Source organism: uncultured Bifidobacterium sp. (assembly GCF_959020155.1).
Classification (GTDB): Bacteria; Actinomycetota; Actinomycetes; order Actinomycetales; family Bifidobacteriaceae; genus Bifidobacterium.
This window is the reverse complement of sequence record NZ_CAUERC010000003.1, coordinates 1-17,114: the sequence shown is the minus strand read 5'-3', so window position 1 is coordinate 17,114 and position 17,114 is coordinate 1. Positions and strand designations below refer to the sequence as shown.

The 17,114-nt window shown below is 61.3% G+C and carries 14 protein-coding genes and 1 pseudogene; all 15 read left to right on the top strand.

The window, feature by feature from the left end; all coding sequences use genetic code 11:
* Positions 1-15: 15 nt before the first annotated feature.
* Positions 16-1,605: a U32 family peptidase gene (locus Q5H31_RS01400; protein ID WP_046998966.1), complete on the top strand. Its 1,590-nt coding sequence runs from the start codon at positions 16-18 to the stop codon at positions 1,603-1,605.
* Positions 1,606-1,659: 54 nt separating this feature from the next.
* Positions 1,660-2,691: a polyphenol oxidase family protein gene (locus Q5H31_RS01395; RefSeq protein ID WP_085382366.1), complete on the top strand. Its 1,032-nt coding sequence runs from the start codon at positions 1,660-1,662 to the stop codon at positions 2,689-2,691.
* A 130-nt stretch (positions 2,692-2,821) separates the two neighbouring features.
* Entirely contained in the window at positions 2,822-3,649 is an 828-nt protein-coding gene (locus tag Q5H31_RS01390; RefSeq protein WP_003807832.1) for an IspD/TarI family cytidylyltransferase, read from the top strand.
* 76 nt (positions 3,650-3,725) lie between these two features.
* Positions 3,726-4,412: a pyroglutamyl-peptidase I gene (locus tag Q5H31_RS01385; protein ID WP_021913420.1), complete on the top strand. Its 687-nt coding sequence runs from the start codon at positions 3,726-3,728 to the stop codon at positions 4,410-4,412.
* Between the two features lie 234 nt (positions 4,413-4,646).
* Positions 4,647-6,080: a DivIVA domain-containing protein gene (locus Q5H31_RS01380; RefSeq protein WP_302457403.1), complete on the top strand. Its 1,434-nt coding sequence runs from the start codon at positions 4,647-4,649 to the stop codon at positions 6,078-6,080.
* A 21-nt stretch (positions 6,081-6,101) separates the two neighbouring features.
* Entirely contained in the window at positions 6,102-7,439 is a 1,338-nt protein-coding gene (locus Q5H31_RS01375; RefSeq protein ID WP_085461763.1) for a C1 family peptidase, read from the top strand.
* Positions 7,440-7,939: 500 nt separating this feature from the next.
* Entirely contained in the window at positions 7,940-9,073 is a 1,134-nt protein-coding gene (locus tag Q5H31_RS01370; RefSeq protein WP_003807841.1) for a 3-deoxy-7-phosphoheptulonate synthase, read from the top strand.
* Between the two features lie 57 nt (positions 9,074-9,130).
* A complete protein-coding gene (locus Q5H31_RS01365) occupies positions 9,131-10,315 on the top strand; it encodes a 3-deoxy-7-phosphoheptulonate synthase (protein WP_055309331.1) in 1,185 nt (394 codons plus the stop codon).
* A gap of 103 nt (positions 10,316-10,418) precedes the next feature.
* Positions 10,419-11,126, top strand: coding sequence for a 5'-methylthioadenosine/S-adenosylhomocysteine nucleosidase (mtnN, locus tag Q5H31_RS01360; protein WP_003807845.1), 708 nt, complete (start codon positions 10,419-10,421; stop codon positions 11,124-11,126).
* 256 nt (positions 11,127-11,382) lie between these two features.
* Positions 11,383-12,792 (top strand): cell wall metabolism sensor histidine kinase WalK, encoded by a 1,410-nt coding sequence (locus tag Q5H31_RS01355; protein ID WP_302457402.1) that lies wholly within the window; start codon positions 11,383-11,385, stop codon positions 12,790-12,792.
* Complete coding sequence (locus tag Q5H31_RS01350; RefSeq protein WP_003807850.1) at positions 12,792-13,496, top strand: response regulator transcription factor; 705 nt, start codon at positions 12,792-12,794, stop codon at positions 13,494-13,496. The genes Q5H31_RS01355 and Q5H31_RS01350 overlap by 1 nt, the downstream gene beginning before the upstream one ends.
* Before the next feature lie 235 nt (positions 13,497-13,731).
* Positions 13,732-14,859 (top strand): phosphate ABC transporter substrate-binding protein PstS, encoded by a 1,128-nt coding sequence (locus tag Q5H31_RS01345; protein ID WP_302457401.1) that lies wholly within the window; start codon positions 13,732-13,734, stop codon positions 14,857-14,859.
* 161 nt (positions 14,860-15,020) lie between these two features.
* Positions 15,021-15,974, top strand: coding sequence for a phosphate ABC transporter permease subunit PstC (gene pstC / locus Q5H31_RS01340; RefSeq protein WP_302457400.1), 954 nt, complete (start codon positions 15,021-15,023; stop codon positions 15,972-15,974).
* Positions 15,974-16,969 carry a phosphate ABC transporter permease PstA gene (gene pstA, locus Q5H31_RS01335; protein ID WP_035010134.1) on the top strand — a complete coding sequence of 332 codons (996 nt, stop codon included), beginning with the start codon at positions 15,974-15,976 and terminating at the stop codon, positions 16,967-16,969. The genes pstC and pstA overlap by 1 nt, the downstream gene beginning before the upstream one ends.
* A 44-nt stretch (positions 16,970-17,013) precedes the next feature.
* A pseudogene (locus Q5H31_RS01330) lies at positions 17,014-17,114 on the top strand (phosphate ABC transporter ATP-binding protein); the annotation flags it as partial.

Genomic DNA, 17,114 nt, shown 5'->3' with positions numbered 1-17,114 from the left:
GTAAGAGGAACATCCGTGCAAAGAAGAAACAAGCCAGAAGTGTTGGCCCCCGCAGGCAATTTGAGGGGACTGAAAACCGCGGTCGATTACGGTGCGGACGCCGTCTACTGCGGCGGCAAGGCGTTCGGCATGCGCAGCGCGCCGAAAAACCTGAGCCTCGAGGATTTCGAGGAAGGCGCACGCTACGCCCACGAGCGTGGAGCCCGCGTGTACGTCACCTTCAACGTGCTGCCGCGCAACAACGAGGTGGAAGCCATGCGCGAATACCTCGGCAAGCTGAAGGACACCGGTGTGGACGCGCTGATCGTCTCCGACATCGGCGTGATGCTCATGGCCAAGCAGGTGGCTCCGAACCTCGAACTGCATGTGAGCACGCAGGCCGGCGTCACCAACTACCAGGCCGCCAACGCGTTCTACGAACTGGGCGCACGCCGCGTGGTGCTGGCCCGCGAAATGGACCTGCAGGCCGTGCGAGACATCCGCGCCCGCATCCCCGACGACCTCGACATCGAATGCTTCGTGCATGGCGCGATGTGCATGGCCTTCTCCGGACGCTGCCTGTTCTCCAACTATCTGACCGGCCGCGACGGCAACCACGGCGAATGCGCGCAGCCGTGCCGCTGGAAGTATTCGATCGTCGAAGAGAAACGCCCCGGCCAGTACTTCCCGATCGAACAGACCGCGGAAGGCGCGTACCTGTTCAATTCGCAGGACATGAACATGCTCGCCCACATCGACGATCTGCTCGATTCGGGCGCGACGAGCCTCAAGATCGAAGGCCGTTCCAAGAGCGCCTACTACATCGCCGCCATGACGAACGCCTACAAGACGGCCGTCAACGAATACATGGTCCAGCGCGGCTTCGAAGATGCCGACGGCAATGTGCTGAAGCCGTTCCGCGACCGCGTGATCCGTCCCGGTGACCCGGAATACGGCAAGCCGGACACCGAGGATGCGATCATGTCCAATGCCGATGGCGCGTTCGCAGGCAAGCCCGACATCGACGCCATTCCCGTTGGGGGCGTGCCGTCCGGCAACGTTTCGGCTGGCAACGTTTCGTCCGGCAATATCGCGATTGGCGAGCCGGACAATCTGAGCTACCACGCACGCAGCACCCGACGCAAGTCGAACACCGCCGCCGAAATACTGCCGGAAGGCTGGCATCACGCCGGTGTACGACCGGCACCGCATGTCACCCTGCCGGATTGGCTGCTCGACGAGCCCGACAAAGTGGCGCACCGCGACTACTCCACCGGCTTCTACTATCCGGAACACAAAGTGCGGCAAAGCACCGACCGTTCCGCATACTTCCGCGCATGGCTCGTCGTCGGCGAAGTGCTGTCATGGAGTCCGGAAGACGGAGGACGCGTGACCATCATGAGCCGCAACAAGATCGAAGCCGGCCAGGAAGTCGAATTCGTGCTGCCCGGCGCGGCCCCCTTCGCCTACACCGTGCCTGCCGGCGGTTTCCGTGACGCCGACGGCCACTGGGTCGAAGCCATCAACAACCCCGCGCACGTCTTCTCCATGCCGTGCCCGCAGGAGGTGCCCGTCAACGCGGCCATCCGTTCGCGCACGAAAAAGCCGACGCTGAAAGCCGAATAGAAGACGGCAATCGCAAGCAGGCCTTCCAATCGCAAAACCAAGGAAAAACAAGACATGAGCAGCACACAATACGATGACGCGATCCTCGATTCCAACGCCATCGACCCCACTGACAAAAACGGCAACCCGATTCCCGTGACCATTCCGATCATGCTGGCCCCCGGCATCAAAGTCGTCTACACCACGCGACTCGGCGGCACCAGCGAAGGCGATTTCGCGCACTTCAACCTCGGCGGCAAATCCGGCGACAAACCGGAACACGTGCTCGCCAACCGCAAGGCGCTCGCCGACGTGCTCGGCGCGAAAATCAGCCTTATCAGCCAGGTGCATTCCGGCGACGCGGTGGACGTGGATGAATCATTCGTCATCAACCAGCCGTTCGGATTCGACGTGTCCGGCACGAAGAAGCCGGAAGACGAGACGGACGGCGAAAACAACGCGACGGGGAATGACGGTGAGCCGACCGTCATCGAAGCCGACGGCCAAGTGACGTCCCGGAAGAGCGTGGCGCTCGGCATGTTCGCCGCCGACTGCCTGCCGGTGCTTATGGCCGACCCCGAAGCCGGCGTGATCGGCGCAGCGCACTGCGGCCGTCGCGGTCTGCAGAAAGGCGTGATCGGCGCGACCATCGAGAAGATGGTGTCCAAGGGCGCCCAGCCGGAACGTATCGTCGCCACGCTCGGCCCCTGCATCTGCGGCGACTGCTACGAGGTCGGTGGCGACATCGCCGACGAATTCGATGCGCAGTTCCCGGGAACCTTCACGTTGAGCCGATTTGGCCAGCCGGGCATCGACATCGCCGCGGCCGCCCTGCAGGAGCTTGCCAAAGCGGGCGTGCCGGCCGACAACATCGTCTCATCCCGTCCACGCGTCAACGCGGCCACGCAGTACCTGTCCGAAGACGAGGAACTGGCCGGCATCTGCGCCGCCGATGGCGAAGGCGATCCGAAGCTTTCCGAACGGTTCAACAAGATCCGCCGCAGCCTGTGCACGCTCGAAAACCCGTTGTGGTTCTCGCATCGCCGCGCGTCGCTCGCCAAAAAACAGCATGAAGGACGCATGCTGGCGCTGATCGTACGCGAATAATCACCATACGAGCCATACAAGCCACGCGATTCGTGCGATTCGAGTGATTCGCGTGGCCACTGTTGCGGATTGCGTGCAGAACCCGCCGCGGAACGGGGTGGCATGCGGCCGCGGCTTTACGGTGGAGCATATGAGTAAGGGAGAGCAGATGCAGGAACAGAAGATGCCGGTCGTGGCCGTGGTGCTGGCAGCGGGATTCGGCACCCGATTCGACGAGAACAACCCCAAGCAGCTGGTGTCGGTGGGCGGCAAGCCAATCGTCTGCTGGAGCATCGAGGCATTCGAAAACAACGACCGCATCAGCGACATCATCGTGGTGGTCAACGAACGCGTCGAAGAGACGGTGAACGAGCTTATCGACGAAGCCGGCTACGCCAAAGTGCGGGCCATCGTTCCCGGCGGCGCCGAACGCGTGGACAGCACGCTCGCCGCCTTGGACCTGCTCAAACAGGCCGGCATTCCCTCCGGCGCGAAAATCCTCATCCATGACGGCGTGCGTCCGTTCGTCGAGGAGCGGTCCATCGACGGCTGCATCGACAGCTTGGACCAGTTCAACGCCGCCACCGTGGCCTACGCCTCCACCGACACGATTCTGCTCACAGAGGATCTGGGCGATCGCAAGGTGGTCAAATCCGTGCCGGAACGTCCGAATACCTTCCGCGCGCAGACCCCGCAGGCGTTCCGTTTCGGCACCATCGTCAAAGCCTACGAACTGGCCGCCGCCGACCCCGACTTCCACCCGACCGACGACACGCGCGTGGTGGTGGACTACCTGCCCGACGAGCCGGTCGCCATCGTGGACGGTTCCGAAACGAACCTCAAAATCACCACGCCATCCGACATGCCGATCGCCGAAGGCATCGCCCGTAGCCTCGACCCCGAACACGCCAAGGAGGAAGCCAAGGCACGCATGCACGCCGTGTTCGCCGAAGCGTTCTCCCAGATGCACAGCCGTTGATTTTCATCGAACGTTAAGTCCGTCGACGTGTCGGCAGACTTAACGTTCAACACATTCACCACGTACACTGGAAACCATGCAGCAGATCAACATCGTCATCTCCGGTTTCACGCCCTATGAAGGCATCGACGTCAATCCGGCCGTGCTCGTGCCGGCGGCGGTAGCCAAGCAATGGGCCGATCCGGCGCAATCGCAGGCGATCTCCGAAGAACTGCTGCAGGACATCGCCGTCACCGTCACCAACGTCACGCTTCCGGTGAGCTTCGCCAAAGCCTGGCCCACGCTGCTGGAAGCCATCGAACAGGCCAAGCCGGACATCGTCATCGCCACAGGGCTCAAGCGCACCTCCCGTGGCATTCTGCTGGAACGATGCGCCACAAATCTCATGGATGCGGCCAAGCCGGATGCCGACAACGTGATTCCGCCCCGCCGCCCGATCGACCCGGAAGGTCCGGCCGCGTACTGGACGCGCCTGCCGTTGCGGTCGATACTGCACGATTTCGCCAAACACGAGATTCCCGCCGCGTTGAGTTCCGACGCCGGTACGTTCGTATGCAATTCGCTGTTCTACCATCTGCTCAACTGGTCGGCGGGCCAGGAACGTCGCATTCTGTCGGGGTTCGTCAGCCTGCCGATCGTCAACGGTCGGCCGCACGAACGTGGACTGTCGATCGAACAGCAGACCGCTGCGGTCGATGACGTGCTGCGTGAATCGGTACGATACTTCCTGCAACCCTCGTCAAGCGACATTCTGCTTGGCTGAGGACGGCTCCGCTTTCTACGGCACGATTTTCTGCGACATGTGAGTCATGCGGTTTCGACACGTGGTCGCGGACATACCGCCATACCCCCGACGGACTTTTTCGAACGATTTCTGTGCTCTCTGTGAGAATAATGCATTTCGTTCTGCGTGCCGCCTGCTGACTGAGATAGAGTACTGAACGAGTGCGCGCTGGCAGATGCGCAAAGTGTAGGGAATTCGTGAAAGGAAAAGGGCATGGTTGAGCAGTTCCCAATCGTGTTGAGGGGGTACGACAAGGATCGAGTCGACGAGGCGTTCGCTTCGGCTCAGGAGACGGTGAACCGTCTGCGTGAGCAGGTCAAGGCCGACGACCAGACCATCCTTGAGCTGCAGGCGCAGCTGCAGGAGGAAAAGAACAAGAAGGCCGCTCCGAAGTCCTTCGCGTCACTGGGCGCCAACGCCCAGCAGATGCTCGCCAGCGCGGAACAGACCAGCGCCGAGCTGCTTGAACGAGCCAAGAAGGACGCTTCCGCGGCCCGCGCCACGGTGCAGCTGCAGGCTGAAACACTGCTGAACAACGCCAAAATCGACGCCAAGCGCATCATGGACGACGCCAACGCCAAGGCGGCCAAGGTGCTCGGTGACGCCAAGGACGAATCCGAAGCCATGAGGGCCAATGCCCAGCATGAGGTCGACCAGATGCGCAGCGAGGCCCAGAAGGCCGTGGTGGCGCAGCGTCAGACCGTCGATCTGGAACTGACCAACTCCCGTGAGGAACACGGCAAGCGTCTTGCCGCCGAACGCGCCACGCAGGAACGTGAGATTTCCGACATGCGCACCGAGGCGACCAGCAAGATCGCCGAACAGCGCAAGAACGCCAATGAGGAGATCTCCCGCCTGAAGAGCGAGACCAACGACCAGATCGAATCCGCGCTTGCCGAAGCCAACAAGAAGCTGGCGGACGTGCGCGAGCAGGTGTCCAAGATGATGACCGACGCGCAGCGCCGTGCCGCCGAAATCACCGACACCGCCAAGGCGAAGGCCCAGGAGATCACTGATGAGGCGGAAGTGCACCGCACCAAGACCATCAGCCAGGTCAACGCCGAAGTGGAGCAGATCCGCGCCGACATCTCCGCTCAGCAGGAGGAGGCCACGAAGAAGGTCAATGAGCTGCTCACCGACCTGAACGAGCGTCGCGAGGCCGCCAACAAGCAGGCCAGCGAGTTGATTTCCTCCGCGCAGAAGACCCGTGACGAGGCTGAGGCGTACGCTTCCAGCAAGCGTGACGAGGCGGACGCGAATGCGGCAAGCATCCTCAAGCAGGCCACCGAAGACGCCGACGAGCAGATCAACGAGCGTCGTGAGGCCGCGAAGAAGGAACTGGACGGCGTGCAGCAGCGCATCGCCGACCTGCAGAGCCGTGAGGCCCAGATCACGCAGCGCGTCAGCGAACTGCGTGCCATGTTCTCCAACGCGTTCTCCGGTTTCGGCATGAACGACCTGTCCGTGGTCAACGTCGTCGATGAAGGCGAGCCTTCCGACGCGCAATCTGATGACGACGCGCAGCACGACGATGAGACCGCCGCACCGGCAGACGCCGACACGCAGGATGCCGTCGAGAACGATTCCGCAGCCGAGACCGAGCCGGAAGGCGACGCCGAATCCGCAGACGCTTCGCAGAACAACTGAAACATAGAAAGGGAATGGATAATGACCGACATCACGCCATTGAGCGGTGATGAACTGAACAAGCTCGTCGACGATTTCGAAGCAAGCGAGCACAATCGCATGGCCATGAACGCCGTCACGGCGGCCGGCATCGACAAGGTGGCGCGCAACTACGATCGCGCCCGTCTGATGCAGCGTCGTTTCTCCACCGTCGTGGACAACGGCACCGTCACCCATCAGGACCGTTCCGGCCGTTGCTGGCTGTTCAGCTCGCTGAACGTGGCCCGTTTCGTGGCCAAGCAGAACATGGGTCTTAAGGAGTTCGAGTTCTCCCAGAACTACGCCATGTACTACGACAAGCTCGAACGCGTCAACTACTTCCTGAAGGACGTGGCGGCTCTGGTAGAGGCCGGCGAGCCTGCCGATTCGCGTCTGATGCAGCATCTGCTGTCCGACGTGATGGGCGACGGCGGCCAGTGGACCATGGCCATGAACGTGTACAAGAAGTATGGCGCGGTGCCGAAGGATCTGTTCCCGGAGACCGAATCCTCCAAGAACACCGGTGAGATGAACGTGCAGCTGCGCCGCATGCTGCACACCGCGGTTGCGCATATGTACGCTGATCCGTCCGCGATCGATGCGATCATCGCCGATGCGGTCGCCGCCGGTCACCGTATTCTGACGATTCACTTGGGCGAGCCGCCGAAGAGCTTCGATTGGGAGTGGACCGACAAGGATGGCGAGTTCCACCGCGATGGCGAGATCACGCCTGTCGAGTTCTGGAAGAAGTATGTGGGTTCCGCCGATTTGGAAAGCTATGTCTGCCTGGTGGACGATCCGCGTCAGGAGCACGTCAAGGGCAAGAAGATCGGCATCGAGCATCTGGGCAACGTGGCCGGGGGAGACCCGACCGAGTACCTCAACGTGCCGAACCAGTTCATGAAGGACTGCGTGCGTCAGATTCTTCAGGAACAGGGCATTCCGGTATGGTTCGGCGCTGACTGCCATCCGATGATGGACCGTGAGAATGGCGCGTGGGCCACCGACCTGTTCGAGTATGGCCGCGTGTATGGCGTCGATTTCGATCTGGACAAGGAACAGCGTGTCCGTTTCGGCGATTCCGCGATGAATCACGCGATGGCGTTCGTCGGTGTGGATGTGGATGAGGATGGCCACACCACCCGCCGTTGGCGTGTGGAGAACTCGTGGGGAGACAAGATCGCCGACAAGGGCTACTTCACCATGAGCGACGACTGGTTCACCGAATACGTCTACGAGGTCGCCGTCCCCAAGGCCCTCCTTCCCGCCGAATACCTCAAGGCCCTAGAAGAACCCGCCACCATGCTCCCCGCGTGGGATCCGATGGGAGCGCTGGCCTAAGGCCAGCGCTCCCTGAGCCGACGCGCCGTTAAGCAAACAGTCCTGTGGACTGTTTGTAGGCGCGGCTGAGGCCGTCAGGCCGAAGGCACGGCGAAGGTAGTATTGAGTCCACGCGGAGCGTGGTCCGTAATTGCAGGGCCGAAGGCGCATTGGCCAAATAGCGCGCGGAGCGCGCGCTGGCCAATACGCGCCGAGCGAATAGCGGAAGCCCGGTGGGCTTCCGCCGCGAGGGAAAACGCCGACAGGCGTTTTCGAGGCTGCAGGCCTCATCGCCTCAGCCCGGCAGGCCCCATGACGCACGTTTCCCCCAAAAAAAGACCCAACCCGGACTCTCCGTCCGCGTTGGGTCTTTCCTATATCGCTTTCTTCGTCCCACGTCACCCCCCACTCATTCCACCATGCAGTCGCCCATCCCCATATTCCGTCCCCATCCGTTAAGGTAACGACGGTGGCGCTATCGCGCTACGCAAGCATAACGATGCAGGGGAGGAACAGAAGCGATGGCAGGTCTTCGCGGTCCGGATAGTTCGAAGGATGCACAGCTGTTGGATGAGCGCGCCGTGTTTCCGGAGACCGTGGATGTCAATATTCGTCAGCTTGACCCGATTCCCGCTCCCCGATATTTTCTGAAGGAACTTCCGCTCACGAACGAGATGAGCGATCTGGTGTTGAAGTCCCGTCAGGAGATTCGTGACGTGCTGCATGGCCGTGACGATCGTCTGCTGGCCATCGTCGGCCCGTGTTCGATTCATGATCCGAAGGCTGCGCACGAGTATGCGGAGAGGCTTGCCGCCGTCAAGAAGGAGCTTGATGATCGTCTGGTCATCGTCATGCGCGTGTATTTCGAGAAGCCGCGCACCACGATCGGTTGGAAGGGTCTGATCAACGATCCTGATCTTGACGGCCAGTTCAATATTCGCAAGGGCATGTTCATGGCTCGCAAGGTGCTTACCGACGTGCTGGGGCTCGGCTTGCCCGCCGCTACGGAATGGCTTGATCCGATTACCCCGCAGTATATTTGCGATCTGATCAGCTGGGGCGCTATTGGCGCGCGTAATACGGAAAGCCAGGTGCACCGCGAGCTGGCGTCCGGCATGTCCATGCCGATCGGTTTCAAGAACGCTACGGATGGTTCCATCAAGCCGGCGGCCGATTCGTGTTTCGCGGCCGCTTTCGAGCATCATTTCCTCTCCATCAATCTGGATGGTCGTGTGATTTCCGCGGAGACCAAGGGCAATCCCGACTGCCATCTGGTGCTGCGTGGTTCCTCGCATGGTCCGAACTACGATGCCGCTTCCGTGGCCCAAGCGTTGGCGGATCTCAAGGCTTCCAAGGCTTCCGGACCAAGCGAGCATGGTCTGATCATCGATGCCGCGCACGGCAACTGCGGCAAGAACGAGGTGCGCGAGGCCGAAGTGGTCGAAGAAATCGCCGCACGCGTCGCGGCCGGCGAACAGGGCATTCTCGGCATCATGATGGAAAGCTTCCTCAAGGCGGGCAATCAGAAGCCCGCGCCGCTCGACCAGCTGGAATACGGCAAGTCGATCACCGACGCATGCGTGCCGTGGGATCGTACCGAGCAGCTGCTGCACACGCTTGCCGACGCGGTCGACGCGCGTCGCAAGCTTGGCTGATGTTTCTGCACCATCGTTGCTATCCTTGGGAAAGGAAGCGACAAGGAGAGCGAGATCATGCAGCAGCAGCTGAACACGCCTGAGGATTTACGTGCCATTAGGCAGGCCATGGATGAGGGCAAGAATCCGCTGGTGGAGACCGACGTGCCGCGCTGGGAGGACCAGGTGGGCATCAGCCGCATCGTGAACCGCCGCGTGCTGGAATTCGAAGTGTTGCCCACGCCGGCGCAGGTGCTGGGCGACCTGCCGTTGAGCGAGCAGGCGCAGGAGATCGTCGCCTATTCGCGTGATGAGATTCGTGCCTGCCTGTACGGTCAGGACGATCGCCTGCTGGTGGTTGTCGGTCCGTGTTCCGTTCACGATCCGAAGGCCGCGCTTGATTACGCGCGTCGCCTGTCCGCGTTGAAAGGCGAGTTGGATGGCGAGCTGCTGATCGTCATGCGCGTGTATTTCGAGAAGCCGCGCACCACGGTCGGTTGGAAGGGTCTGATCAACGATCCGGATATCGACGGCAGCTGCAATATCAGGAAGGGCTTGCTGTTGGCTCGCCGCACGCTGCTTGGCGTGCTTGACGAGGGTTTGGCGGCGGCCACGGAGTTTTTGGAGCCGACCAGTCCGCAGTATATTTCCGACGCGATTAGCTGGGGTGCGATCGGCGCGCGCAATACGGAAAGCCAGGTGCACCGGCAGTTGGCGTCCGGCCTGTCCATGCCGATCGGCTTCAAGAACGCCACGGACGGTTCCATCAAGGCTCCGGCCGATTCCTGCTTCGCTTCCGCACAACAGCACACGTTCTTCGGCATCGACCATCTCGGCCGCGCCGCCGTGGTCAAAACGCTCGGCAATCCCGACTGCCATGTGGTGTTGCGTGGTTCCTCGCACGGCCCGAATTACGATGCCGCTTCGGTGGCCAAGGCCATGGACACCATCCGCGCCGAGATGCCGGCCGATTCCGCTGCGGCACATGGGCTGATCGTCGACTGCTCGCATGGCAACTCCGGCAAGGACGAGCATCGTCAGGCGCAGGTGGTGCGTGACATCGCGGGCCGTATCGCCAAAGGCGAGCAGGGCATCACCGGCATCATGATGGAAAGCTTCATCGAAGGTGGCAACCAGAAGGCCGCGCCGCTCGACCAGCTCGTCTACGGCAAGTCCATCACCGACAAATGTCTGAGCTGGAACACCACGGAACAGCTGCTACGCGAGCTTGCCCATGCGGTGGCCGTGCGCCGCTGGAAGTGACCGATTCGATTCACTATCCGCGCGATTGCAGAAAATTCGGGAAACGCGAATCGCAATCGCGTAAAACAACACTCAAGACAGCACGTAAGACAGGGAGGGTGTAATGACCGCAATCGCCATCATCGGCGCCATGGATGAGGAAGTCGCCAATATCGCAACGGCACTGAGCAACGTCACCGTCACCGAGGAAGCCGGCGTCAAGGTGACGCGCGGCACCCTCGAAACCAACAAGGGCACCGCCGTCAACGTCGCCGCGACCGTCGGCGGCATGGGCACCGTCAACATCGCCGCCACCACGCAGCATCTGATCGACGCTGACCAGCCGGACGCCGTGATCTTCTCCGGCATCGCGGGCAATCTCAACACGAATCTGCACATCAACGACGTGGTGCTCGGCGGCACCCTGCGCTATCTCGACACCGACATGCGATTGGTGGGACAGTTCAAGCCCGGCACCGCCGACCGGCCCATCGAGGAATACCATAGCGACGACCGTCTGCTCGAACTGGCCGACCAGGCGCTGAACGACTTGAACATTCACCATATCGTCGGCATCATCGCCACCGGCAACTATTTCGTCGATGATCCGCAGAAGGTCGAGCAGGTGATCCGTGAGACCGGCGCGGACGCGGTGGAAATGGAAGGCGCCGCCGTCGCGCATGTCGCCGCCCGCAACGACGTTCCCGCATTGGTGATTCGCGCGCTGAGCGACAACGCGGACACCGACTACGAGGATTTCAAAACGTTCGACATTTCCGAATACGCGGACACCGCCGCGAAACTGACGGTGAACATCGCCAAACGCATGTAGCGTTCATGTGGCGTTGCGAAACGCCTAACGTTGCGAAAAGCCGTTTCCACATCCCGTTTCCACATCCCGTTTGCCGCATGACCCGTCATCATGCATCGTCATATCGGCAAACGGGACGTCTCATATTCCGATATGCTGCGTTTCGGAAGATGAACGGCAGGAAAACTTCCGGTGGCGTGAGAGAATCGCATACGCGAAAGCCTCTCCGAAACCGCTAGTCTTAAGGAAGAACTGAGGATTATCGGAAGGTGAACGCATGACGTTGGAGCAGATGCTGGCAACGCCGTCGGTGGTTGCGGCATTGGTGGTCGTGGCCGTGGTCGTGTTCGTCGTGGCGTTCCTGCTTGGCCGCAGACGAGGCTTCCAGGATGTGCAGGACGGCGTCGACCCCAATGATCCGAGCCTGTTCGGAGCTGCGAAGAACACGTCCCTGTTCGGCCCCCGCGTTCCCGTGCAGTCCACGGAACGCCAGCTGGTGGCCGTCATGCCCGAAGCTTTGGTGGTCGTAGACTCGCTGGCCACGGTCCAATACGCATCCCCGGCCGCGCGGCGCTTCGGCATCATCCACGACCAGGCGATGGCGCTCGCGGAAATCCGCGACATCGTGAAACTGGTCTCCACAGACAGCGTGGTGCGCGAACGCGAACTGACCATCCCCCTGCACGGCCGCACGCGAACGGGCGTGGTGAACACGAACGGCAAAGGCGTCGAAGCCGGCAAGCCGCTGCCCGAAGACACGCTCTACCTGCACGTGCGCGTCGGACAGATCGCCGACAACCTATTTGCGATTTTCATTTCCGACATGAGCGAGCAACGCCGTTTCGAAATCATGCGGCGCGATTTCGTCACCAACGTCTCGCACGAACTGAAAACCCCGGCAGGCGCGATTTCTCTGCTCGCCGAAACGATCGGCGACGCGGCCGACGATCCGGACGCGGTGAAATACTTCTCCGGCCGAATCTCCAAGGAATCCGAACGATTGACGGAACTGGTCCACCGTCTGATCGACCTGCAGAAAGCGCAAAGCGCGGCAGCGATGCTCAACGCGAAACGGCTGTCCGTGCTGTCCGTGGCACGCGAGGCGCTCGCCGAAAACCAGGTCAAGGCCGAATCGAAGCGCATCAGCCTGGTCCTGTCCGTGAACGGCCGGCAGGTGCTGGTGCATGCGAACGCCGAGGAACTGGCCAAGGAAGCCGAACAGAACCTGGACGTGTTCGTGGTCGCTGACCATGAGACCATCAAAACTGCGGTGAAGAACCTGGTGGAGAACGCCATCAACTATTCGCCGGAACATACCACGGTGGCCGTCGGCATCGGCATCGAATCCGGCAAGGTGGCGATTCGCGTCGTGGACCAGGGCATCGGCATCCCCGCGGCGTCGCTCAGCAGAATTTTCGAGCGATTCTACCGCGTCGATCCGGCGCGCTCCCGTGAAACCGGCGGCACCGGCCTGGGATTGGCCATCACCAAGCATTGCGTCGAGGATTGCGGCGGCACCATCTCCGTATGGTCGCGTGAGGGGGAGGGATCCACCTTCACCATCACGATGCCGCAGGCTTCGGGCGCTGCGGAACCCGACCATCCGGCGGATTCGGCGAATGATAACACCCGTGAAAAGAAACAGTCCGGCCACTCCACCACAACAGAGAATGAGGAGAACCACTGATGACGCGAATTCTGATCGTCGAGGACGAAGAGTCGTACCGTGAGCCGCTGGTCTACCAGCTCACCCGTGAAGGGTACGACGTGTCCGCCGCGGCCACCGGTGAAGAAGGATTGGAACTGTTCACCAAGGGTGGTATCGATCTGGTGCTGCTCGATCTGATGCTGCCCGGTCTTGACGGCACCGCGCTGTGCCGTCGGATCCGCGAGCAAAGCCGTGTGCCGATCATCATGCTGACCGCGAAAAGCGCGGAAATCGACAAGGTCGTCGGCCTTGAAATCGGCGCGGACGACTACATCACCAAACCGTATTCCTTCCGTGAGCTGCTGGCACGCATCCGCGCGGTGCTGCGCCGCAACCAGATGGTCGCCGAATCCGGAGAAGCCGCCGACGACGATATTCCGCTCGTATGCGGTGACATTTCCATGAGAATCGGCCAGCATGAGGTGACGGTCCGCGGCGAGAACGTGTTCTTCCCGCTGAAGGAATTCGAACTGCTGGAATACCTCATGCAGAACAAGGGCCGCGTGATGACCCGCCACCAGCTGATCGACCGCATCTGGGGCTCCGACTATGTCGGCGACACCAAGACGCTGGACGTGCATGTCAAGCGCGTGCGCGCCAAAATCGAGGAGGACCCGGGCCATCCCAAGTATCTGACCACCGTGCGCGGCCTCGGATACAAGATCGATACGCCAAGCGAATGATGATGAAAGGCTTGGTATAGCGCGCATTCGCATCGTGCTTGCAAAGAACGGTGAACGGAAGGAACGTCGAACGGCGAAGGTGTCGTAGACTGTTCATCTTCCGTTCACCGTTTTTGGTTTGGGGCGAGTGAAACGCCCAATAGGCTGGAGATTGTCATGAAGAACGATGGCGACAACAGAAAATCGAAAAATCAGAAACATACGCCATCTGAATGTTGACAGAGGGAAAAGAATAATGCGTAACTCCATTCTCGTACGCTCCATCGCCGCTGTGTCCGGCATTGTGATGCTGGCTTCCGTCGCGGCTTGCGGTGACAACACCACCGCTTCCACCGATTCTTCGGCCAAGTCCGATACCAAGACCGAAACCGTTTCCGGCAACTTCTCCGGCGCTGGCGCTTCTTCCCAGCAGGCCGCCGTCGAAGCTTGGATCGCCGGCTTCCAGGGCACCAACCCGGACGCCAAGGTCGCTTACAACCCGTCCGGTTCCGGCGCTGGCGTGTCCACCTTCCTGACCGGTGCAACCGCATGGGCCGGCTCCGACGCCTCCCTCGCCGATAACGAGGTCGAGCAGTCCAAGAGTGTGTGCGCTTCCGGCACCGCCTTCGACATCCCGGTCTACATTTCCCCGATCGCCGTCGTCTTCAACCTGCAGGGCGTGTCCGGCAAGGGCAAGACCCTGAACATGGACGCCGAGACCATCGCCAAGATCTTCGACGGCAAGATCACCAAGTGGAACGATGACGCCATCAAGCAGCAGAACCCGAAGGTCGACCTGCCTGATCTCGACATCACCGTGGTGCACCGTTCCGACAAGTCCGGCACCACCAAGAACTTCCTGAGCTACGTCAAGGACGCCGCTGGCGACGCATGGAGCTACGACCTCGGCGAGAACTGGCCGAACGAGGTCGGCCAGGGCGCCAAGGGCACTTCCGGCGTGATCTCCACCGTGCAGCAGGCTGACGGCACCATCGGTTACGCCGATGCCTCCCAGGCCGGCGATCTGGGCACCGTGGCCGTGAAGGTCGGCGACGATTACGTCCCGTTCTCCGCTGAAGCCGCCGCCAAGGTCGTGGACGCTTCCCCGCTCGACGATTCCGCCAAGGGTGACAACCGCGTGGTCGTCAAGCTCGACCACAACACCACCGAGAAGGGCGCCTACCCGATCGTGCTGGTCTCCTACGACGTCGCCTGCCCGGCATACAAGGACGCCAACACCGCCAAGTTCGTCAAGTCCTGGCTCACTTACGTGACCAGCGACGAAGGCCAGCAGACCGCCGCTTCCGCAGCCGGCTCCGCTCCGATGTCCAACACCCTGCGTCAGAAGGTCGTCAAGTCCATCGACGCCATCAAAACCAAGTGAGCCCATCACAGTGGGGCGATCGCTTTCGGTGATCGGTGACTGACCGTAGGTTTCAGGCCGCAGCCGCGTAAAAAACGGCTGCGGCCTGAAACGATACCTACGGACGATACGCAAAACCAGAAAAATCGAAAGCAATCGCAAGCAAACCAAAAGGAGAACCCGTGAGTTCGCAAAGCAAAACGGCACAGCAGCCGGTGAGCGGCAAGAACGCGGATAAGGTGTTCAAGGGCGTGGCCTACGCCTGCGGCATCCTGATCCTCGTCGTGCTCGCCGCCGTCGCGCTGTTCCTGCTGTTCCGCGCGTGGCCGTTGATCGGCGGCGATCAGCAGGCCAACAGCGCGACCATCAGCAACTTCACCGGCGGCAAGGCTTCCAGCTTCTGGGGCTATGTCGGACCGCTGCTGTTCGGTACTGTGTTGATCTCCGCGCTGGCACTGTTGATTTCCTTCTTCGTGTCGGTCGGCATCGCACTGTTCATCTCGCACTATGCGCCGAAGAAGCTCGCCACCGCCCTGAGCTATGTGGTCGATCTGCTCGCCGCCATCCCGTCCGTTATCTACGGTCTGTGGGGCGGTCTGGTGCTGGTGCCCGCCATCTATCCGTTCTGGAATTGGGTGGCCAAATACCTTGGCTGGATTCCGATTTTCGCCGGTCCCGCCGCCAATCCTTCCCGTACCGTGGCCACCGTGTCCGTGGTGCTGGCCGTCATGATCCTGCCGATCATCACCTCCATGTCCCGCGACATCTTCCTGCAGACCCCTCGCCTTCAGGAAGAGGCGGCTCTGGCCCTCGGCGCCACGAAGTGGGAAATGGTCAAGCTCGCGGTCCTGCCGTTCGGCAAGTCCGGCGTCGTGTCCGCCTCCATGCTCGGCCTCGGTCGTGCGCTCGGCGAGACGATGGCCGTGCTCATGATCCTGTCCCCGGGCCTCAACTACTCCGTCAAGCTGCTGCAGGCCTCGCAGAACCAGACCATCGCCGCGAACATCGCCGCGCAGTATCCGGAAGCCAACGATTTGGGTGTTTCCGTGCTGATCGGCACCGGCCTGGTCCTGTTCCTGATTACCTTCGTGGTGAACTTCATCGCTCGTAAGCTCACCGAGAAAGCGAGTGTGTGATGACCGCCGCAAATAACGACGCTTCGCCGATGGACGGCGCTCCCGTCATCGACTTCGACAAGTTCAAGCCGACCCGTTCCTTCACCTCAGCGCGCAAGCGCAAGGACTTCGCCATGAAGGCGCTCATCTCGTGCGCGTTCATCGTGGCGTTGATCCCGCTGTTCTCGGTGCTGCTCACCACCATCATCAACGGCGTCAAGAGGCTGAACCTCAACTTCCTGAGCTACAACATGACCGGCGTGGTCGGCGGCAACCCGACCCCGTCCGGCGGCTACGGCGGCATCCTGCACGCCATCATCGGCACGCTGGAAATCACCTTCGGCGCCATGCTCATCTCCATCCCGATCGGCCTGATGTGCGCCGTGTACCTGGTGGAATATTCCAACCGTGGCAAGCTGGCACAGGTCATCACCCTGCTGGTCGACGTGATGAGCGGCATCCCGTCCATCGTCGCAGGCCTGTTCGCCTTCTCGATGTTCACGATTCTGATCGGCCCCGGCACCATCAACGGTTTCGAAGGCTCCGTCGCACTTTCCCTGCTGATGCTGCCGACCGTGGTCAAGTCGTCCGAGGAAATGCTCAAGATCGTGCCGCACGATTTGCGCGAGGCCTCGTACGCCCTGGGCGTCACGAAGCAGCGCACGATCACGAAGATCGTGCTGCGCACCGCCCTGCCGGGCATCGTTTCGGGTGCGATTCTCGCCGTCGCCCGCGTGATCGGTGAAACCGCTCCGTTGCTGATGACCGCAGGCTACATCGCCTCCACGAACGTCAACCTCTTCTCCGGCCAGATGACCACGCTTCCGGTGTACGTCTACCAGGAGTATTCCAAGCTCAACGCGAACTGCCCGGCCAACGCTTCCGCGGCCTGCGTCACCACCATCCCGATGGAACGCGCCTGGGCCGCAGCCCTTGTGCTGATTCTCATCGTGCTGATCCTCAACCTCATCGGCCGTCTCGTGGCGAAGATCTTCGCCGTCAAGTCGGAACGCTGAACGCGGTCGAATAGTCGAAAACATAAGAACAATAAGGAAAACAAATGGGACAACGTATTGATGTCAACCATCTGAACATCTTCTACGGCGACTTCCTGGCCGTGGAAGACGTGAACATCAACATCGAAGCCAACAAGGTCACCGC